Source organism: Mycobacterium sp. 5-140-3-2 (assembly GCF_035666375.1).
Taxonomy (GTDB): Bacteria; Actinomycetota; Actinomycetes; order Mycobacteriales; family Mycobacteriaceae; genus Mycobacterium; species Mycobacterium intracellulare.
Map to the genome: position 1 here is coordinate 2,097,046 of NZ_CP142025.1, position 21,026 is coordinate 2,118,071.

Annotated in this window: 14 protein-coding genes and 1 pseudogene; 7 read left to right on the top strand and 8 right to left on the bottom strand. The window is 68.3% G+C overall.

The annotated features are described in order from the left end of the window. Window positions 1–55 precede the first annotated feature (55 nt). Both P6281_RS10015 and P6281_RS10020 read right to left on the bottom strand, forming a co-directional pair. On the bottom strand, window positions 56–313 hold the full coding sequence (locus P6281_RS10015; RefSeq protein WP_369798898.1) for a hypothetical protein: 258 nt from the start codon (window positions 311–313) through the stop codon (window positions 56–58). Window positions 314–430: 117 nt separating this feature from the next. Beyond that, the gene (locus tag P6281_RS10020; protein ID WP_014379817.1) at window positions 431–4,672 is read right to left on the bottom strand and encodes a bifunctional nitrate reductase/sulfite reductase flavoprotein subunit alpha; all 4,242 of its coding nucleotides are present in this window, start codon (window positions 4,670–4,672) and stop codon (window positions 431–433) included. A gap of 329 nt (window positions 4,673–5,001) precedes the next feature. Between P6281_RS10020 and P6281_RS10025 the strand changes: the two genes are divergently transcribed. Beyond that, on the top strand, window positions 5,002–5,469 hold the full coding sequence (locus P6281_RS10025) for an LppP/LprE family lipoprotein (protein WP_008255654.1): 468 nt from the start codon (window positions 5,002–5,004) through the stop codon (window positions 5,467–5,469). A 44-nt stretch (window positions 5,470–5,513) separates the two neighbouring features. On the opposite strand, the gene P6281_RS10030 is transcribed toward P6281_RS10025, so the two are convergent. The 3 genes from P6281_RS10030 to P6281_RS10040 all read right to left on the bottom strand — a co-directional run bounded on the left by P6281_RS10030 (window position 5,514) and on the right by P6281_RS10040 (window position 10,455). Next, window positions 5,514–7,466 carry an acyl-CoA dehydrogenase family protein gene (locus P6281_RS10030; protein WP_136244017.1) on the bottom strand — a complete coding sequence of 651 codons (1,953 nt, stop codon included), beginning with the start codon at window positions 7,464–7,466 and terminating at the stop codon, window positions 5,514–5,516. A 49-nt stretch (window positions 7,467–7,515) separates the two neighbouring features. Then, a complete protein-coding gene (locus P6281_RS10035) occupies window positions 7,516–9,852 on the bottom strand; it encodes an ATP-binding cassette domain-containing protein (protein WP_238963673.1) in 2,337 nt (778 codons plus the stop codon). Window positions 9,853–9,966: 114 nt separating this feature from the next. Continuing rightward, the gene (locus P6281_RS10040; protein WP_009954612.1) at window positions 9,967–10,455 is read right to left on the bottom strand and encodes a MarR family winged helix-turn-helix transcriptional regulator; all 489 of its coding nucleotides are present in this window, start codon (window positions 10,453–10,455) and stop codon (window positions 9,967–9,969) included. Between the two features lie 109 nt (window positions 10,456–10,564). On the opposite strand from P6281_RS10040, the gene P6281_RS10045 reads away from it, so the two are divergent. From P6281_RS10045 to P6281_RS10055, 4 genes and pseudogenes are all read left to right on the top strand, one after another. After that, complete coding sequence (locus P6281_RS10045; RefSeq protein WP_225336764.1) at window positions 10,565–12,601, top strand: ATP-binding cassette domain-containing protein; 2,037 nt, start codon at window positions 10,565–10,567, stop codon at window positions 12,599–12,601. Continuing rightward, window positions 12,598–13,452: an energy-coupling factor transporter transmembrane component T family protein gene (locus tag P6281_RS10050; RefSeq protein ID WP_008255659.1), complete on the top strand. Its 855-nt coding sequence runs from the start codon at window positions 12,598–12,600 to the stop codon at window positions 13,450–13,452. Before P6281_RS10045 ends, P6281_RS10050 begins: the two co-directional genes overlap by 4 nt. Before the next feature lie 10 nt (window positions 13,453–13,462). After that, window positions 13,463–13,537 (top strand): annotated as a pseudogene (locus P6281_RS26160) (hypothetical protein); the annotation flags it as partial. A 42-nt stretch (window positions 13,538–13,579) separates the two neighbouring features. Further along, window positions 13,580–15,034 (top strand): amino acid permease, encoded by a 1,455-nt coding sequence (locus P6281_RS10055; RefSeq protein ID WP_008255660.1) that lies wholly within the window; start codon window positions 13,580–13,582, stop codon window positions 15,032–15,034. A gap of 8 nt (window positions 15,035–15,042) precedes the next feature. Here P6281_RS10055 and P6281_RS10060 read toward each other — a convergent pair whose 3' ends face one another. From P6281_RS10060 to P6281_RS10070, 3 genes are read right to left on the bottom strand one after another with little or no spacing between them, the layout of a single operon-like run. Continuing rightward, window positions 15,043–16,383 carry an extracellular solute-binding protein gene (locus P6281_RS10060; RefSeq protein ID WP_008255661.1) on the bottom strand — a complete coding sequence of 447 codons (1,341 nt, stop codon included), beginning with the start codon at window positions 16,381–16,383 and terminating at the stop codon, window positions 15,043–15,045. Continuing rightward, a complete protein-coding gene (locus tag P6281_RS10065) occupies window positions 16,380–17,204 on the bottom strand; it encodes a carbohydrate ABC transporter permease (RefSeq protein ID WP_008255662.1) in 825 nt (274 codons plus the stop codon). Before P6281_RS10065 ends, P6281_RS10060 begins: the two co-directional genes overlap by 4 nt. After that, window positions 17,191–18,075, bottom strand: coding sequence for a carbohydrate ABC transporter permease (locus P6281_RS10070; RefSeq protein ID WP_324738838.1), 885 nt, complete (start codon window positions 18,073–18,075; stop codon window positions 17,191–17,193). Before P6281_RS10070 ends, P6281_RS10065 begins: the two co-directional genes overlap by 14 nt. A gap of 58 nt (window positions 18,076–18,133) precedes the next feature. Here P6281_RS10070 and P6281_RS10075 point away from each other — a divergent pair, with 58 nt between their 5' ends. Then, window positions 18,134–19,651, top strand: coding sequence for a TldD/PmbA family protein (locus tag P6281_RS10075; RefSeq protein WP_009954605.1), 1,518 nt, complete (start codon window positions 18,134–18,136; stop codon window positions 19,649–19,651). Beyond that, complete coding sequence (locus tag P6281_RS10080) at window positions 19,648–21,021, top strand: TldD/PmbA family protein (RefSeq protein ID WP_324738839.1); 1,374 nt, start codon at window positions 19,648–19,650, stop codon at window positions 21,019–21,021. The genes P6281_RS10075 and P6281_RS10080 overlap by 4 nt, the downstream gene beginning before the upstream one ends. Window positions 21,022–21,026: the final 5 nt, after the last annotated feature.

Genomic DNA, 21,026 nt, shown 5'->3' on the forward strand with positions numbered 1-21,026 from the left:
TATAGCTCCGGCGCGGACGGCCAGCCAAAGCCACGGTTTCGTGAACCCAAGGGATTCAGGAATATTCGAGGTTTTGTTTCGTCGCAGCCAAAGGAGCCTGCTCGGCGGCGATCTCGCAGACGCACAAGCGCCTGCGCATCAGGTGCTGGGCGTAAACCTTGTCGCGCTGATCGCGCGAGAACGCGAAGTCCAGGTTGACGGGCAGCCCCGCCCAATCCACCCGCTCCTCCGTCACGCCGACGCGTCGTAGGCGGCATCGCAGCGGGCAGCCGTTCTCGAGGACCCGATCGGGTCCATCACAGTCCCGAGTCATACGACGACCCCTTCAGGTGCGCGACCTTCTGAGTGCATGGTGCGACGCGGATGTTTCATCGGCGGATGCGCGATGTTTCCGCCGTATTACAAGTTCGATGTCAGCGGCGGATCGGCGCTAGTAGACGTCGCGGTGGTAGCGCTTGTCGGCGCTGAGCCCTTGCACGTACGCCTGCGCCGCGTCCGGGTCGAGGTTGCCGAATTCGGCCGCGATGTCGCACAGCGCGCGGTCGACGTCCTTGGCCATCGGGTCGGCGGTGCCGCAGACGTAGAGCTGGGCGCCGTCCTGCAACCAGCTCCACAGCTGCGCGCCGCGGTTGCGCATCAGGTGCTGCACGTAGACCTTTTGCTGCTGGTCCCGGGAGAACGCGAGGTCCAACTCGGTGAGAAAGCCGTCGTCACGCATCTGTTCGAGTTCGTCGCGGTAGTAGTAGTCGGTGGCGGCATGTTGCTCGCCGAAGAACAACCAGTTGGGTCCGGTGTGGCCGAGCGCGCGCCGCTCCTGCAGAAAGCCGCGGAAGGGCGCGATGCCGGTGCCCGGACCGATCATGATCATCGGCGTGTCCGGGTCGCTCGGCGGGCGGAAATTGCTCGACGACTGCAGGTACACGGCGACTCGATCGCCAGGGGAACGGTCGGCGAGGTAGGTCGAACACACCCCGCGGCGCGGGACGCCCTGGAAGTTGTAGCGCACCGGTGAGACCGTCAGGTGAACCTCGCCCGGGCACTCTTTCGGGCTCGATGAGATCGAGTACAGCCGCGGCTGAAGGCGTTTGAGCACTCGCAGCCACTCGTGGGCCGACGCGATGACCGGCAGCTGCGCCAGCAGGTCGATGGATTGCCGGCCCCACGACCAATCCGCCAGGGCGCGCTTGTTTTCCGGCTTCAGCAGCTCCGCGAGTTTCGCATCGCCCGTGCGCTCCTGCACGAACCGCACCAGGTCCCGGCTGATGTGGGCGATTTCGATGCGCTCGGTCAGCGCCGAGCGCAACGACATCAGCCCGTGCTCGCCGACCTCGACGGGTGTCTGCGCGTCCAGCCCGGTGACGGACAGCCATTCGTCGACCAGCTGGTCGCTGTTGCGCGGCCACACCCCGAGCGCGTCACCGGCCTCGTAGGTCACGGTTTCTTCCGGCAGGTCGAAAACCAAGTGCCGCACGTCTTTTGCCGATTTCGGCCGACTCAGCACGGTGTTGCGGACCATGCCGGTGATCAGCGGATGCTTCTTGCTGTACGTGCTCGGCGCGGGCGGGCCCGGGCGCGACGGCGCCACCACCGTGGAGGCGCGGGCCGGCGCCGCCGCCCTGCCGTCGCCACCGACGGAGGTGGGGGTCCGGGTCAGGGCGTCGATGATGTCGCCAAGCCACTTCGCCGCGGAGTCGTCGTAGTCGGGTTCGCAGTCGACCCGGCCGGTGAGGCGGGTCGCGCCCAGCTCGGCGAGCCGCGCGTCGAGATTGCGTCCGTGGCCGCAGAAGTCGTCGTAATTGGAGTCGCCCAGCGCGAGCACGGCGTAGCGGGTATCGGTGAATCGCGGCGCGGTCTCGGACGTCAGCGCCCGCCACAGGCCGGCACCGTTGTCGGGCGCGTCGCCGTCACCGGTGGTGCTGGTGATGAGCAATAGCTCCCGCGTTTTCGTCAGCTCGGCCACCGGGAAGTCGTCCATGCTGTGCAATGAGACCGGCAGCTTGGCGTCGGCCAGTCGGGCGGCGATGTCGGCGGCGAGCTCCTCCGCAGTCCCCGTCTGCGACGCCCACAGCACCACGACGGGAGCGCGCTCGGGCGCGGGTGGGGGGCCGGCCGGCGCGACGGGCGGCTGCCCAACGGCCGGCGCCGGAGCCGATGGGGGCGCCACGGGCAGCGCCACCGGCTTGGGTCCGTCGGCGCGCGAGAACAATCCCGCCAGTAGGCCGTCCACCCACAACCGGGTGCCGGAATCGAACGGCGCGCTCGGCGGCAAGGTCGGCACCCCGGCGGCGCGGCGGCCGGCGTCCGAGCGGAGCCCGGTCAGCATCCCGGCGAGGTAGGCGCGGCCGAGTTCGTTGAATTCCGGCTTGGGCAGTGTTGTGACGCCGAGCAATTCGCCCAGGGTGTCGAGTTGGGGCACGCTGATTTCTCGTACCTCCCTGGCCGCGGCGTCCGGTGCGTCGGTGTTCGCCGTCGTCGTGGTGTCCGGATCGGGTTGGGAGACAGCTACTTTCGTCAAGGTGACGGCGCACGCCTTGAATTCGGGCTGGTTCGAGATCGGGTCGACGGCGTCGTTGGTGACGGCGTTGATCGACAGGTACTCGCCGAAGGCATCGTTCCAGTGGAACGGCGCGAAGCAGTTGCCCGGACGCACCCGATCGCTGACGACCGCGGGCAGCACCGCGCGGCCGCGGCGAGAAGCGATTTCGATCGGATCGTCGTCGGCGATATCAAGCCTCGCGGCGTCGTCGGGGTGGATCTCGACGAACGGTCCGGGGTTGAGCTTGTTGAGCTTGGCGACCTTGCCGGTCTTGGTCATGGTGTGCCATTGGTGCGGCAGCCGGCCGGTGTTCAGCAGGAACGGGTAGTCGTCGTCCGGCATCTCCTCGGGCAGCAGGTGCGGGCGGGCGAAGAACGCCGCACGGCCGCTCGGGGTCGGAAAGGCCAGTCGCGGCACCGTGCCGTCGTCGCGGACCAACTGTGATTGGCTGACACCGTCGTTCAGATAGCGGATCGGGTTGCGATCGGCCTCGCTGTCCGGCGCGCACGGCCACTGCACCGGACTCCGGCGCAACCGCTCGTAGCTGATCCCGCGCAGGTCGTAACCGGTCTTCGGGTTCGAGAACCGCTTGATTTCCTCGAAGACCTCCTCGGCGGAGTCGTAACTGAACGCCTCCGAAAAGCCCATCTCGCAGGCGATCCGGGCGATGATTTGCCAGTCCGGCATCGCGTGACTCGGTGCGGGGACCGCCGGCTGGAACAGCGTCATGTTGCGCTCGGAATTGACCATCACCCCCTCAGACTCCGCCCACAGGGCCGCTGGCAATAACACGTCGGCGTATTCGGTGGTCTCCGTCTCGAGGAACGCGTCCTGGACCATCACCAATTCGGCGCGCTCCAGTCCGGCCAGCACCGTCTTGCGGTTGGCAACGGAGGCAACGGGATTGGTGCAGACGATCCAGCACGCCTTGATCTGTCCGGCGGCCATTCGGGAGAACATGTCGATGGTGCCGGTGCCGACCTCGGTGCGCAGCGTTCCGCGGGGGACGCCCCACAGGTCTTCGACGAACTCGCGGTCCTCGGCCGAGGCGACCGACCGCTGCCCCGGCAGGCCCGGTCCCATGTAACCCATCTCGCGGCCACCCATCGCGTTGGGCTGCCCGGTGAGGGAGAAGGGACCGCTGCCGGGCTTGCAGATGGCCCCAGTGGCCAGATGCAGGTTGCAGATGGCGTTGGTGTTCCAGGTGCCGTGGGTGCTCTGGTTGAGCCCCATCGTCCAGCAGCTCACGAAATTGTCGGCCTCGCCGATCATCTGGGCCGCGGCGCGGATGTCGTCTTCGGGGATGCCGGATATTTCGCTGACCTTGGCGGGGGTGTACTGCGCCAGGAAGCTGGGCATCACCTCCCAGCCCTCGGTGAACTCGGCGATGAATTCGGGGTCGGTGTGGCCGTTCTCGACGATCAGGTGCAGCAGGCCATTGAGCAGCGCCAGATCCGACCCCGGGGCGATCTGCAGGAAGAGGTCCGCCTTGTCGGCGGTCGCCGTGCGGCGCGGGTCGACGACGATCAGTTTTGCGCCGGCCTTGACGCGGTCCATCATGCGCAGGAAAAGGATCGGGTGGCAGTCCGCCATGTTGGCGCCGATGACGAAGAAGACGTCGGCGTGTTCGAAGTCCTGATACGAACCCGGGGGGCCGTCGGCGCCCAGCGAAAGCTTGTAGCCAGAACCCGCACTGGCCATGCACAGTCGCGAGTTCGACTCGATCTGGTTGGTGCCGATGAACCCCTTGGTCAGCTTGTTCGCCAGGTACTGCGCCTCGATGGACATCTGGCCGGACACGTACATCGCGAACGCGTCCGCGCCGTGTTCGTCGATGATCGCCCGTAACCGTCTCGCGCACTGGGTGATCGCCTGATCCGTGTCGATGGCCTGCAGCGGTTCGCCGCGATCGGTGCGCACGTACGCCGAGTCCATGCGGCCGGGGGCGCCCAGCATGTCCGCGGTGGTGGCGCCCTTGGTGCACAGCCGGCCGAAGTTGGCCGGATGTTCTTTGTTGCCAACCGACTTGGTGACGTGACCGCGACCCGTTTCCGGGTCCGTTGTGATCTGCAACACCATGCCGCAACCGACGCCGCAATACGCGCACATGGTGTTCACGGCGTTCTCCTCCGCCATGGACTCCGTGGCCACGCTCACGTCCCTCCGTCGAGTGCGTACGGGTTAGCTCCGTATCGAGTGAGTTCATTGTGGAGCAGGCATGTTTCGCCGCCGCTCCCCGAAATTTCCCCCCGTTTACTTTCTTCTCTCACCGGCCGACACGCCAATGTGAAATCGCCGGGGGAATTCGCGGCGGGGGATCGCGTTACCGCAGGTCACCGTTGACCACCCGCCCCGCACGAGGTTACGTCGCGCACCCCGCACGACGCTTCTCAGAACGGGCTTTCCGACCAAACCGACGGAACATTCACAGTCTTCGCTAAGCTCACCGCGTGCGTCGGCTCACTGTGATCGTGCTGGTTTTGCTGGCCTGTGGTTGCGGCGGCAAAGCGCCCACGCCACCGCAGGCCAAGCCCGACACCTGCAAGGCCTCCGACGGGCCGACCGCCGACACCGTGCGCCAGGCGATCACCGCGGTCCCCATCGCGATCCCCGGCACCATCTGGGTTGAAATCGGGCGCGGCCATACCCGCAACTGCCGGTTGTCGTGGGTGCAGATCATCCCCACGATCGCGAATGAGTCGACTCCCCAGCAGCTGCTCTTCTTCGACCACAACAGGCCGCTCGGGACCGCCACCCCGAACCCAAAGCCGTACATCACCGTGCTGCCGCCCTCGGATGACACCGTGACCGTTCAGTACCAGTGGCAGAAGGGAAATGATCAGCTGTGCTGTCCCAGCGGGATCGGGACGGTGAAGTTCCGGATCGGCCCGGACGGCAAGCTGCAAACCGTCGGCAAGGTTCCCAACCAATAACCCGTCGGGCCAAGGGCTTCGACGACGCCGATCGGCTTCGCCTGTCAGCTTGTGACGGCGTCCGCCAAGTTCTCCGGGTGCAGCATCTCGGCGTAACGCAGTTGCTCGGGAACCCCGAAGCCGTCGACCAGTGTCGCGGCGTGCGGGCGCAGCGCCCGGCAGCGGTCGTTGATTCCCCGCGTGACGGCCTTGGCGCGCTCGGTGGACAGGTACCGGTGCTCGATGTACCACGCCTTGTCGTCCTCGATCACCGACAACGCGTACAGGTCGCACAGGATCCCCAACAGCTCGCGGGCCTCCTCGTTCGCGCAGCCGTCGATCCCGGCGACGAACGCTTCGAGCACCACGCGGTCGATGTGGGCGCTCGCCGCGTGCAGCACGTGGTCCTGCACCGAGTTGAACGCGTCGAATTCCGACATCTCTTTGGATTTCGCCTGCAGCCGGCGCGCCACCGACGCCAGCAGGTATTCCTCGCGGTCTTCGAACATCTTGATCTGCGTGCCGCGATTGAACAGGCTGCCCTCTTCCTCGCTGTCCTGGCGGGAGTCCACGATCGTTTGGATAATCGCTTCCGCCGCAGTGCGTTTGATGACGCGTTCACCGACGGTGTTGGCGGCAAAGCGCACCCATTCGACCGGGCTCATGCTCTTGATGTCGTCGGCGTACGCGGTCAGCAGTTCCTTGGCCACCAGCTGGGTCAGCACGTGATTGTCGCCCTCGAACGTGGTGAAGACGTCGGTGTCACCGCGCAGCCCGATCAACCTGTTCTCGGCCATGTAGCCCGCGCCGCCGCACGCCTCGCGGGATTCCTGGATCGCGCGGCTGGCATGCCAGGTGTTGGCGGCCTTTAGCCCGGCCGCGCGGGCTTCGAGCTCGCGTTGCTCGTCGGCGTCGGGTGCGTCGGCGCTCTGGACGTCATGACATTTGCTGACCAGTTCGTTCTGCGCGAACTGCAGGGCGTAGGACTTCGCGATCAGCGGGAACAGCCGCCGCTGGTGCACCAGGTAGTCCATGATCAGCACCTCGGAACCGTCGTCGGGGGCGCTGAACTGCCTGCGCTGCAACGCATACCGGGTCGCGATGTCCAGCGCCACCCGGCCGGCGGCGCCGGCGCTGCCGCCCACGGTGATCCGGCCGCGCACCAAAGTGCCCAGCATGGTGAAGAACCGGCGGTTGGGGTTCTCGATCGGCGAGCTGTAGGTGCCGTCGGGGGCGACATCGCCGTACTTGTTCAACAGGTTCACCCGCGGGACGCGAACGTGGTCGAACACGATGCGGCCGTTGTCCACTCCGGGCAGCCCGCCCTTGTATTCGCAGTCCGACGTGGTGATCCCGGGCAGGTCGTTGCCGTCCTCGTCGCGGATCGGGACCAGCACGCAGTGCACGCCGTGATTGACCGGCTTGCCGTCCTCGGTGGTGATCAGTTGCGCGAAAACCGCTGCCATGGTTGCGGTTTCGGCCGCGCCCCCGATGTAGTCCTTGCGCGCCGACGGGGTGGCGGAGTCGATGACGAACTCCTGCGTCTCGGCGTCGTAGGTCGCGGTGGTCTCCAGCGACTGCACGTCGCTGCCGTGCCCGGTCTCGGTCATCGCGAAACAGCCGCGCAATTCCAGGCTGATGATCTTGGGCACGTAGGTCTCGTGGTGGCGCTCGGTGCCCAGGTTCTCCACGGCACCGCCGAACAGCCCCCACTGCACCCCGGCCTTCACCATCAGCGAGAGGTCCGACATCGCCAGCATCTCGATCATCGTGATCGCCGCGCCGACGTCGCCGGTGCCGCCATGTTCTTTGCGGAAGCTGTCGGCGGCCGCGCCGAACGCCGCCATGATCCTCATCTGCTCCGCCACCTTGGTGCGGGCGATCACCGTGTTGGGGGTGTAGTGCGGGCGGAACAGGTCCTCGGTCAGCGTCGTCCGCATCCGGTTTCTGACGTCACGCCACCGGCCGTCCAGCGCGTTGCGGAGATGTTCTGCGGTGCTTGTCTTTTGTGGCGCCATAAGCCGACAGTAATGCGCGGCTCGCGCCGCGGGGAACAAGAACGACGGTTCAGGTGCCGCGGACCGGTGGGCGGTGCTCGCCGGGCAGCGGCGAGCGCAGCCGGTAGAGCGTGAACCCGGCCGCGACGGCACCGAACAGGCCGAGCATCACCATGTCGAAGACCCACCAGCCGCTGTAGTGGGTCCACGTCAAGACGTTGGCGGCCAGCGCGTCGGTCCTGCGCAGATTCACCGTGGACGCCGAGGCCGCGAAGCCCCACTGGGCCGGGACGAACCAGCTGATCTGCTGCAACCCCCACAGGCTCACCAGCTGCACCAGGCTCCCGTTGAAGAGCGCGGACGCCAGGATCACCGGGACCACCAGCGGTAGGACTTGCCGGAGCGCGGTGCCCAGCGCCGAGAGGGTGAGGCCGATCACCGCGGACACGATCGCGGTGGCCGCCGCGGTGACGTAGAGCTCGACCGTGGCGTTGCGCAGCAACGCGGCGTCGCCCGCCGGTCCGCCCCGCACGGCGACGACGATCGCGAACATGACGGCGGTCCACAGGGCGGCGGCCAGCGCGTACACCGTGAGCTTGGCGGCCAGGTAGGCCAGCGCGGACAGTCCTACCTGTTGTTCCCGGCGGAAGACGCGGTGCTCGAGGACCAGGGCGCGGATGGTCAGGGCCGTGCCCAGGATCACCGCGCCGACGTTGAGGGCGGCGAGGATTTCGATGGCTTCGTGCCCGTTGGCGCCGCTCGGCCCGGGCCGCGTCAGGCCTGCGTCGCCCGGGATCAGCAGCGTCAGCCCCGCCAGCGCGAACGGCAGGATCGCCAGGAACGCGAAGTAGCTGCGATGGGCCAGGAGCAGGCGGACCTCCCGTCGGGCCAGCAACCGGATCTGGCGGTGCCGGGGCAGCCCGGCCGGCGGCGTCCACGGCGCGGCGACCTCGGGCGGGGCGGTCAACGGCTGCGGCCGCGCGCGGAATGCGGCGTGCGTTCCGTCGGGATCGGCGCCCACCCGGGCGAGGACCTGCGACCAGTCGGTGGCGCCCATGGCGGATCCGGCGTCGAGGGGTGTGCCCAGGTACGCGACCTTGCCCGTCCCGGTGAGTACCAGCACCTGATCGCACGTGTCGACGTCGGTGAGCGACGCGCGCGCCGAGATCGCGACGACGACGACACAGCCGATATTGGCCTGGCGCCGCAGCACCGCCATGACGTGGCGCTGTTGCGCCGGGTCCAGCCCGGCGGTGGGTTCGTCGACCACGAGCAGGCTCGGCCGCGTGATCAGCTCGATCGCCAGGGCGGCGCACCGGCGCACCTCGGGGGCGAGCTTGCGGATCCGGGTGGTGCGGTGCGGCGTCAGGTCGAGCTCGTCGAGCACCTGGCCGACAACCCGCTCGCGCTGCTCGGCCGAGGCCTCCGGTGGCAGCCGGAGTTCGGCGGCGTACTGCACGGCCTGTTCGACCGTGAGCTGGCGGTGCAGTTGGTCGTCACGCGCGACGATCCCGATGCGGCTGCGCATGGCTTGCAGTTCGGCGTGCACGTCGTGCCCATCGACGGTGGCGCGCCCGGAGCTGGGTGCCCTGGTGCCGGCCAGCACGGCCAGCAGCGCGGAATTGCGCGCGGCGGAGGGCCCGATGACGGCGGTCATGGTGCCCGGACGTGCCGCGAACGAGATGTCCGACAGGATCTGCCGCCCGTCGACGGCAAGGCCCACCTGGTACGCCGTCACCCCGGTGGTGCGCGCCGCGGTTCGCAGCGGCAGACGGAAGGTGGAGTTGGCCTCGTCGCTGCGAATGGAGGGGCGCTGGGCGCGCAGCTTCGAGGTGATCACCCGCTCGATCAGGCCCGGGCCTTTTGGTTGTTCGGGCGGTGCGACGGGCGGGTGCGTCGGTGCGACCGGCGGCTGAAAGGGAGGGGGCGCCGCGGGATGCGGCGTTACTGGCGGGGGTGGGGGCGCCGGCGTCGGTGGGGGCGCCACCACGGGCATGCGCTGGGTGGCGCTTTGGGTGGGGACCCGCGGATCGGGCCCGCCGGGCGGCGGGTGTCCCGGTGCGGCGGGGGCGGGCGCGAGCTGGAAAATCAGCCGCGGGCCGTGCTGGGGATCGCCGATGGTGATCCCCAGGCCGTCGCGGATCTCGACCGTCGGCACGCGAAATCCGTCGAGGAAGATGCCGCGGTGGCTCAGATCGATGGCCACCCACTGGGCCCCGGTGAACCGGAGCACCACATCCGGATGGGGCGCGGGTGGCGGCGCGGGACTTCCGAGGCGCTCCAGCGGGATGTCGCAGCCCGGGCCATAGCCGACGAGCACGTCGCGTCCCGGCGAAAAGACATACCTGCTCGGTCCGGCCCACACGGTCAGCGGGGAGGCCGGAACGGCCGAAGCCTCGGTCGGCATGGCCGCCACCTTTCGTCACCGGTCAGCTCGATTGGGTCTCGCCGTCAGGCGCCGGTCGCCCGTTCGGTTACGTGTCTACCCGCGCTCGCGGTCCGCTCTCCAGCATTGTGACGTTCACAGCGAGGTACGGCGGCCCGCGAGCGAGGTGGCCAGGGAGGCATCGTCGAGCAGGCGGCGCAACACGTCGACCGCTTGCATCAACACCTGGCGGTCACCGGCGTCGAGCAGCGCCAATTGGGGTTCGATCGCGGCGGCGCGGTCGGCCCGGACCGCGTTGAGGGTGCGCCTGCCCTCGGCGGTGATGCGGATGCGGACGGCGCGCGCGTCTCCGGGGTCGACCATGCGGGTCACCAGACCCGCTTCCTCGAGGCGACGCACCTGCGTGGTCATCGTCGGTTGCGAACAGTGATCGACGGCGGCGAGGTCACCGATTCGGGCTTCGCCGTGAACTTCGATGGTGGCCAGCAGCCTTGCCTGCGCGGCCGGCAGCGGCATCTGGATGCGCTGGGTGGCGAGGCGGTTGAGCCGCGCGACCACGGCGAGCAGATCGGCCCCCAGCCCCTGCGCTCCCTCGAGCTTTGCGGTGTCGACGACATTGTCCATGTATCCATGGTTGCATAGCTTTGCTAAGCGAGGGCGAAGCGACCAGGCGTGCCGCGCCAAAACCCTTCTTCAGCGGACACCCCCTCGCGGGACTGGCAGAATCGCCCAAGTGACCTTGCTGCGTATTCGGCAACCCGGGGAAGGGGCCCTGCGTCCGAATGAGTTGGCACAGGCCGCGGTCATGGGGGCCCTCTGCGCGGCGATCGAGATCCTCGCCGCGGTAATCCCATTCGCTCAGGGGTTGGGCGTGCTGGGCACCGTGCCCATGGGATTGCTGGCGTACCGCTACCGCCCCCGCGCCCTGATGGCCGCGACCGTAGCCGGCGGGGTGATCGCCTTTTTGATCGCCGGACTGGGCAGCCTGTTCATGCTCGTCGACTGCGCCTGGGTCGGCGGACTGTGCGGAATCGTCAAGCGCAAGGGCCGGGGCACGCCGACGGTCGCCTTCTTGTCGTTGATCGCCGGAGTCCTGTGGGGCGCCGGGTGGGTCGCGGTCCTGGCGGTGCTGACGCGGCTGCGGCAGCTGTTCTTCGACGTCATCACCGCCAATGCCAACGGGGTCGCGGCATTCCTGAATTGGGTACACCTGCCGGGCGTGGGCGACGCTTTGAAGCGATACGTCGCCAACGGGATACACCACTGGCAGCTACTGATTTTCCCGTACATGGTCTTGTTGGTCGTCATCGTTTCGTTCATCAGCTGGTCGGCGCTGTCTCGCCTCCTGGAGCGAATGCGCAAGATTCCCGACGTGCACAAGTTGGACGTCTCCGAGGGTGCTGGCAGTGCTCCGGTGGGGCCGGTGCCCGTGCGGCTTGACAAGGTGTCGTTCCGGTATCCCGGCGCCGACCGGGACGCGCTGCGCGAGATCAGCCTCGCCGTCCAGGCCGGCGAACACATCGCCGTGACCGGGGCCAACGGTTCGGGCAAGACCACGTTGATGTTGATGCTGGCCGGCCGGGAGCCGACGTCGGGAACCATCGACCGCCCCGGCGCGGTGGGGCTGGGCGAAATGGGCGGCACCGCAATTGTCTTGCAGCACCCCAAAAGTCAAGTTCTGGGCACGCGCGTCGCCGACGACGTGGTGTGGGGTTTGCCGCCGGGGGCGGAGATCGATGTGGGCGGATTGCTGCGCGAGGTCGGGCTCGAGGGACTTGCCGAGCGCGACACCGGCAGCCTGTCCGGCGGAGAGCTGCAGCGCCTTGCGCTCGCGGCGGCGCTGGCGCGCGATCCGGCGTTGCTCATCGCCGACGAGGTCACCACGATGGTCGACCAGCAGGGGCGAGATGCGTTGCTGGGCGTGCTCTCTGGTCTTGCGAAACGCCACCAGAGCGCCTTGGTGCACATCACCCACTACGACAACGAGGCCGCCTCCGCCGACCGCATCATCACGCTCAGCGATTCACCGGATAACACCGCCAAGGCCGAGACCCCGGCCACCCACGCCCAGACGCCTCACGTCGCGGCCCCGTCGCGCACGCCGGTGCTCGAGCTCGTCGACGTCAGCCACGAATACGCCAGCGGCACACCGTGGGCCAAGGTCGCCCTGCGCGATGTCAGCTTCGTGGTCGAGCAGGGTGACGGGGTGTTGATCCACGGCGGCAACGGGTCGGGCAAATCGACCTTGGCGTGGATCATGGCGGGGTTGACGACTCCGACCAGCGGTACCTGCCTGATCGACGGCGAGCCCACCCACGAACACGTCGGGGAGGTCGCGCTCTCGTTCCAGTCGGCCCGGTTGCAGCTGATGCGCGACCACGTCGACGCCGAAGTCGCTTCCGCAGCGGGCTTTTCGCATCATGACAAAGATCGGGTGGCCGAGGCGCTGATATCGGTCGGCCTGGACCCGGCGATGGGCACGCGGCGCATCGATCAACTCAGTGGCGGCCAGATGCGCCGTGTCGTGCTGGCCGGGCTGCTGGCCCGTTCCCCGCGGGCGCTCGTCCTCGACGAACCACTGGCGGGATTGGACGTCGGCAGTCAGCGGGGCCTGCTGCGGCTGCTGGAAAACCTGCGCAGGGAACGAGGTTTGACGCTGGTGGTCATCTCCCACGACATCGTCGGGCTGGAGGAGCTCTGCCCGCGATCCCTGTATCTGCGCAACGGCGTGCTCGAGACGGCGTCGACGGCGGCGGGGGGCATGCCATGACCGCGCCCGCGGACGCCAAGTCGGCGAAGGGAAAAACACGGCGCACTCCCCGGCCGGTCGTCCTGCTGGTGCCGGTGCCCGGAACGTCGAAAATTCACGAACTGTGGGCCGGCACCAAACTGTTGGTGGTGCTGGGCGTCTCGATACTGCTGACCTTCTACCCGGGTTGGGCGAGCGTCGGGCTGATGTTGGTGTTGCTGATCACGGCGGCCCGGCTCGCGCACATTCCCCGCGGCGCGCTGCCCTCGCCGCGGCGCTGGATATGGATCGTCCTCGCGGTGGGCGGCATCACCGCCGCTCTCGGCGCCGGAAGCCCCGTGGTCTCGATTGCCGGCGTGCATATCGGGCTGGGCGGCACGTTGCACTTCGTGCGGGTCACCGCGCTGTCGATCGTGTTGATCGGGTTGGGGGCGATGCTGTCCTGGACCACCAACGTCGCCGAAATGGGGCCGGCGCTGGCCGCTTTGGGCCGGCCCTTGCGGTGGTTGCGGATCCCGAGCGACGAATGGGCGGTTGCCCTGGCGCTCGCGCTGCGCGCCTTCCCGATGTTGATCGAAGAGTTCCAGGTGCTCTACGCCGCCCGGCGCCTGCGTCCCAACGAGACTCCGCGCAGCCGCCGGGCGCGCCGGCGCCAGCAGGCGCGGGACATGATCGACTTGCTCACCGCGGCAATCGTTGTGACGTTGCGGCGCGCCGACGAAATGGGCGATGCGATCACCGCCCGTGGCGGAATCGGTCAGCTCTCGGCCGCTCCCGGACGTCCGAAGCTCGCGGACTGGGTGACACTGGCGATCACCGCCGCGGCCGGCGCCGCCGGCGTGGTCGTCGACTCGATCCTCCAGCTTCACTAGGCGCGAAGCCGTGCGCGCCTTCGACGATCCGGGCACCTGGACCGAGCCCGGGGTGCGCCACCTGGCGGCCGACGGGCCCGGAGGGCTTCGCCGGCGCTGATCGCCGAACCGGAAACAGGAGGCGCAATTGGCAGCCACGTCGGTTGGCCTGAAGGAGCAGCTGCTGCGGCGCCGCCCCGTGGTGGGCGCGCACGTCGCGCCCGGTGCCGCGGAGGGCCTCAAGCGCGGCATCGGCACCTTTCAGCTGACCATGTTCGGGGTCGGCTCGACCATCGGCACCGGCATCTTCTTCGTCATGTCCGTGGCCGTGCCCGAGGCCGGGCCGGGAGTCATCGTCTCCTTCCTGCTGGCGGGCCTCGCCGCCGGCCTCGCGGCCGTGTGCTACGCCGAATTGGCCTCGGCGGTGCCGGTTTCGGGGTCGTCGTACTCGTACGCGTACACCACGCTCGGGGAGGTGGTGGCGATGGGTGTGGCGGCCTGCCTGCTGCTGGAATACGGGGTGGCCACCGCCGCGGTCGCGGTCAACTGGAGCGGCTACCTCAACAGGCTGCTGAGCAATGTGGTGGGATTTCAACTGCCACATGCCTTGTCGGCCGCGCCGTGGGACGCGCAGCCCGGCTATTTGAACGTGCCGGCGATCGCGCTGATCGGGATGTGCGCGTTGCTGCTCATCCGCGGCGCCAGCGAATCGGCGAAGGTCAACGCCATTATGGTGATGATCAAGCTCGGCGTGCTCGTCGTGTTCGCGATCGTCGCCTTCACCGCGTTCGACGCGCACCACCTGCGGGACTTCGCGCCGTTCGGCGTCGCGGGCATCGGGTCGGCCGCGGGCACCATCTTCTTCTCCTACATCGGCCTCGACGCCGTGTCCACCGCGGGTGACGAGGTGAACAACCCGCAGAAGACCATGCCGCGCGCGCTGATCGCCGCTCTGCTGACCGTCACCGGCGTCTACGTATTGGTTGCGGTGGCCGCACTGGGCGCGCAGCCCTGGCAAGCTTTCGCCGGACAGCAGGAGGCCGGGCTGGCAACGATTCTCGAGAACGTCACCCACGGCAGCTGGGCCGGCTCGATCCTCGCTGCGGGCGCGGTCATTTCGATCTTCAGCGTCACGCTGGTCACCATGTACGGCCTGACGCGCATCCTGTTCGCCATGGGGCGGGACGGCCTGCTGCCCGCGAGGTTCGCAAAAGTGAACCCGCGCACCATGACCCCGGTAAACAACACGGTGATCGTCGCGCTCGCGGCCTCGACGTTGGCCGCCTTCGTCCCGCTGCAAAAGCTCGCGGACATGGTGTCCATCGGCACCCTGACCGCGTTCGTGGTGGTTTCTGTCGGAGTGATCGTCTTACGGGTGCGCGAGCCCGACTTGCCGCGGGGCTTCAAGGTCCCGGGTTACCCTGTCACGCCGATCCTTTCGGTGGCGGCCTGCGGGTACATCCTCGCCAGCCTGCACTGGTACACCTGGGTCGCGTTCAGCGGCTGGGTCGTGCTGGCGTTGGTTTTCTATTTCGTCTGGGGCCGCCACCACAGCGCGCTCAACGACGAGACGGTCGGAGAGGTTTCGAGCGGCTCGCCGTGATCAGGCGCTCACTGACGCGCCGCGGCGGCGTTGGCCGCCGCCTGAGCGCGCCGTAACGTCGACGCGACATCGCCGCGGCCCAGGAACATTTCGTCGAAATACGGCTGCAGGGCGTCATTGCCCGCGGCAAACCCCGCGCCGCCGGGCGCCGCGATGCGCGGGCCGTTCAGCACGGTGAAGAAGGGCGTGACATCGACGCCCCGGGTGGCCCAGTAGTGAAAGTAGACCGGCTGGGCCGACGACACCGCGGGGATCGCCGCACCGTGGCGGCCCAGGTATTCGTTGCCCTGCCTGCTGCCCATCCAGGCCAGCACCCGGCGCACCGCGTCGGGATGCCGTGATGCCGCATTGCCCGCCGCGGCAATGCCGTTGGTGACGCTGACCCGGCCCGCCGGGCCCGACGGCATTAGCGCCACACCCCAATGGAAGCGGGCGTCGCGGGCCACCGGGGCCAAGTTGTAGGTACCGGACTGGAACAGCGCCATCCGGCCGGCCAGGAACTGGTTGCGGGAAAAGTCGCCGTTGTCGTTGGTGTCGGCGGCGGGAGGCGCGACGTGGTCGCGGTTGATCAGGTCGACCAGATATTGAAACGCGGTCACGGCCCCGGGATTGTCGAACGCGAACTCGTCGCCACGCTGAAACACACCGCCGGCCGACCCGATGTAGTTCAGGTAGATCCCCTGGGGGTCATTGGCCGCGTTGTATCCCCACTGCCGCACCCGCCCGGCGTCGAATCCCTTGCTATCGCCGCGGTTTCCGTCGGCATCGACGGTGAGCCGGGCGAGGACGGGCCGCAGCGTGTCCCGCTCGTCGGGACCCCATCGCAACGTGCTCAACTGGGCAGGGTCGACGCCGGCCGCGCCCAGCAGGTCGGCGTTGTAGTACAACGCGATCCCGGCGTCGGTCAGCTGCGGCACGCCCCAAAGCGTGCCGTTGCGGGTGAACTGCTCGACGACCGGTCGCTCCCAGGCCGACGCGGCGGTGGGGCCCAGCGCCGCACCGATATCCAGCAACCGGCCGCTGTCGGCGTAAGCCGCGAGGTAGGCGTTGGACAGCCAGAAGATGTCATCGGCGCTGCCGCCCGCCACGTCGGTGCGCAGGGTATTGAAGTAGGTCGAATACGCCACCAAGTTGACGTGCACTTCGATGTCGGGATGGGCGCGACTGAACTCCTGGAACGATTGCCGATAGGCCGCGGCGATCTGATCGCCCCAGATACGCACCGTCACAATGGTCTTGCCGCCGTGGGGCTGGCCCGAGTAATCCAGCAGCACCGCCGTCGCCGCCAGCAGCACCGCAACCGCCCCGAGCGCCGCGGCGACCAGCGTGGAAAACCGGGGCCGGGTCATTTGAGCCCCGAGACGACGATCGAGGCGACGATGTGGCGCTGGAAGGCCACGAACAGCACGATGAGCGGCGCGATGGCAATGGTGGTGGCCGCCATCACCAGCGTCCATTGGGAGTTGAACCGCGACTGCAGGTCGGCGGTCGCCACGGTGAGCACCCGCCACTTGTGGCCGCTCGTGATCACCAACGGCCACATGAAGTTGTTCCACTGCGAGACCACGGTGATCAGCGCCAGGGCGGCCAGGACAGGCCGGCTCGACGGGATCACCACGTGCACGATCTCGTCCAGCGTGTTGGCGCCGTCCAGGCGGGCGGCGTTGACCAAGTCGTTCGGGATCATGCGAAAGTGCTCGCGCAGCAAGAAGATCGCGTAGGGCGAGCCGAATATGAACGGCAGCACCAGCGCCCAGAACGTGTTGCGCAGGCCGAGCTGGGCCATCATGAGATACATCGGCACGATCGTGACCGTCGCCGGCACCATCAGCGTCGCGATGTAAACCCAGAACAGCGCGTCGCGCCCGGGAAACTGCAAGCGCGCGAAGGCGTACGCGGCCAGCACGGAAAATGTCAACTGGCCCACCAGAATCACCGCCGTCATCAACGCGGTGACCGCCGCCGCGCGGCCGAACCCGGCGCCGGCGAGGTCGGTGAAGTTTGCGAGCGTCGGTGGCCGCGGCAGCTGCAGCGGCGTACCCGTGACGAATTGGTGCGCCGAGGTGAACGCGGTCATCAAGCCAAGGGTGAACGGCGCCAACGTGATCAACGCGCCCAGGGTCAGCCCGGAATAGATCAGCGCGTTGCTGGCGCGGCTAGGTGAGGTCATAACTGATCCGTCGCCGAAAATACAGATGCTGAAGCAACGTGACGCCGATCAGGATCACGAACAGCACCACCGCCATGACCGACGCCCGGCCGATCGCCGCCGAACCGAACGCCTCGGCGTAGATGCGGTGGGCCACCAGGTCGGTGCTGCCCGCCGGCCCGCCGCCGGTCAGGGCGTACACCGTGTCGAAAACCTGTGCGGTGCTGACAATCCCGGTCACCAGCACAAAGAAGGTCGTCGGCCGCAACATGGGTATGGTGATGCGCCAGAACCGCTGCCACGCGTTGGCGCCGTCGGTGCGTGCGGCGGCGTGGACCTCGTCGGGGATGGCCAGCAGGCCCGCCAGGAACGACAGCGAGACGTATCCGACGTTGGTCCACACCACGACGGCCGACACGAGCGGCAGCGCGAAGCTGGGATCGGAAAGCCATTCGATGCTGTGTCCCAACACGGTGCTCACGGCGCCGTCGGTGGGAGCCAGGATCCACCGCCACAACACCGCAATCGCCAGTGGGGCGCAAATCCATGGCAGCACAAACACGGTGCGAAACAGGCCGGTGCCACGAAGCTGGCGGGCCAGCATCGACGCGGCCAGCAATCCCAGCGCCGTCTGCGCCGGCACCACGATCGCCACGAAGATCGCGGTGACGATCAGCGAATTGCCGAATGTGCCGTCGGTCAGCACCGACCGCCAACTGGACAGGCCCACAAAGCGCAGCGGTCCCAGCAGATCCCACCGGCACAGGCTCAGCCAGATCACGACCAGGATGGGCAACAGCAGAAAGGCGAGGACCCCGAACAGGCTTGGCGCCAGCAGCGCATAGCCCAGCGCGGTCGATCGAGGACGAATCCTGCGTGCGGCGCCGGCCATGGGGTAATTAAAGCGGGCGCTGCCGCGGTTTGGGGTGAGCGGCCGTTACGGTGTAGCCGTGACACCGAACCGGGGGATCGATGCCGACTTCCTCGGCCTGCCGCGCCACGAACTGGCCGACGCCGCGCTTGCAGCGGCCACCGCGGCCGGGGCCACGCACGCCGACCTGCGCGTTCATCGCATCACTACCGAGATCATCCAGCTGCGCGACGGCGCGCTCGAGACGTCGGTGATCAACCGCGAGGTCGGCCTGGCGGTGCGGGTGATCGTCGGCGGCACCTGGGGATTCGCCTCGCACGCCGAGTTGGTGCCGTCGGTCGCCGCCGAGACCGCGCGGCACGCGGTGCAGGTCGCCACCACGCTGGCGATGCTGAGCACCGAGCGCGTCGAGCTGGCGCCCGAACCCGTCTACACCGACGCGACCTGGGTGTCGAACTACCGTATCGACCCGTTCGACGTCTCCACCACCGACAAGATCGCCGTGCTCGAGGAGTACTCGGGGCGGCTGCTCAGCGCCGACGGCATCGATCACGTCTCAGCCGTGCTGACCGCGGTCAAGGAGCAGACGTTTTACGCCGACACGTTCGGATCCTCGATCACCCAGCAGCGCGTCCGCATCCAGCCCACCCTGGAGGCGGTGACCGTCGACCCCGGTGCGGGCAGCTTCGATTCGATGCGCACGCTGATCCCGCCGATGGGCCGGGGTTGGGAGGTCCTGACCGGCGACGAGGTCTGGAACTGGACCGACGAGCTGGCGCAGCTGCCGGCGCTGCTGGCCGAGAAGGTGAAGGCGCCCACCGTTGTCCCGGGTGCGACAGACCTGGTGATCGACCCGACCAACCTGTGGCTGACGATTCACGAATCCATCGGTCACGCAACCGAATACGACCGCGCGATCGGCTACGAGGCCGCCTACGCCGGAACGTCGTTCGCTACACCGGACAAACTGGGCACCATGCGGTACGGGTCGTCGGTGATGAACGTGACCGCGGACCGGACGGACGAATTCGGTTTGGCCACCATCGGTTACGACGACGAAGGAGTTGCCGCGCAGAGTTGGGATCTGGTGCGCGACGGGATCTTCACCGGCTATCAGCTCGACCGGGTGTTCGCGCGGCGCCTGGGGCATGAGCGCTCCAACGGCTGCTCGTACGCCGACTCGCCGCACCACGTGCCGATCCAACGCATGGCCAACGTGTCGCTCCAGCCGGCCCCCGAGGACATCAGCACCGACGAGCTCATCGGCCGGGTCGAGGACGGCATCTACATCGTCGGCGACAAATCCTGGTCGATCGACATGCAGCGCTACAACTTCCAGTTCACCGGCCAACGGTTCTTCCGCATTCGCGACGGCCGCCTCGACGGGCAATTGCGCGACGTCGCCTATCAGGCCACCACGACCGACTTCTGGAATTCGATGGAGGCCGTGGGGGGCCGGTCCACCTGGCGCCTGGGTGGGGCGTTCAACTGCGGCAAGGCCCAGCCGGGGCAGATCGCGGCGGTAAGCCACGGCTGTCCCTCGGCGCTGTTCCGCGGCGTCAACGTGCTGAACACCCGGACGGAGGGCGGGCGATGATCCGCCCGCAGCACGTCGTCAACATCGTGCTCGACGAGGCGACCAAGCTGGGCGGCGCCGACGAGACGATGGTGCTGGTCACCGACAAGGTCGAGGCGACCCTGCGCTGGGCGGGCAATTCGATGACCACCAACGGGGTTTCGGTGAGCCGCAGCGTATCGGTGATCTCCGTGGTGCGTCGGGGCGGCGGCGCGCGCATCGGCACGGTCGTGTCCGCCGAGGCGGATCCGCGGGTGCTCCCCGGCCTGGTGGCGGCCTCGCAGGAGGCCGCCGGCTCGGCGCCGGAGGCCGGCGATGCCGCGCCGCTGCTCGCCGATAGCGGGGTGCCCGCCGGCTGGGACGCGCCGGTGCCGGGGACCGGGCCGCTGGTCTTCGCCGACGCGGCCGACTCCCTGAGCCGCGGCTTCAAGGGCGCGGACCGGCTCTACGGCTTTGCGCACCATAGCGTTTCGACGACGTTCCTGGCATCGTCGACCGGATTGCGACGGCGTTTCAGCCAACCCACCGGAGCGGTGGAGATCAACGCCAAACGAGGCGACGCCAGCGCGTGGGCGGGCGTCGGGACACCCGACTTCGTCGATGTGCCAATCGATTCGCTGCTCGAGCAGCTGTCGACCAGGCTGGGCTGGGCGCAGCGCAGCGTCGAGCTGCCGGCGGGGCGCTACGAGACGATCATGCCGCCGTCGACCGTGGCCGAGATGATGATCTACATGGCGTGGTCGATGGCCGGCCGCGGCGCGCAGGAGGGTCGGACCGCGTTCTCGGCGCCCGGCGGTGGAACCCGGGTGGGGGAGCGGCTCACCGATCTGCCGCTGACCCTGTTCTCCGATCCGATGGCGCCCGGCCTTGTCTGCACGCCGTTCGTCGCGGCGAGCAGCTCCTCGGAGACGCTGTCGGTGTTCGACAACGGCATGGAGATCACCCAGGTGGACTGGATCCGCGACGGCGTGATCAACGCGCTGGCCTACCCGCGGGCCACCGCCGAGAAGTACGACGCCCCGGTCGCCGTCGCCGCCGATAACCTGGTGATGACCGGGGGGACGGCCACCCAGGACGAGATGATCGCGGCCACCGAGCGAGGCCTGCTGCTGACCACGCTGTGGTACATCCGGGTCGTCGACCCCACCACACTGTTGTTCACCGGACTCACCCGCGACGGCGTCTACCTCATCGAAGACGGACGCGTGACCGCCGCCGCCAACAATTTCCGGTTCAACGAAAGCCCGCTGGACCTGCTGCGACGGGCCACCGAGGCCGGTGCGAGCGAGAAGACGCTGCCGCGCGAATGGGGGGATTGGGCGACCCGCGCCGCGATGCCGTCGCTGCGGATCCCGGACTTCCACATGTCCTCGGTGAGCCAGGCCCAATAGTTCGA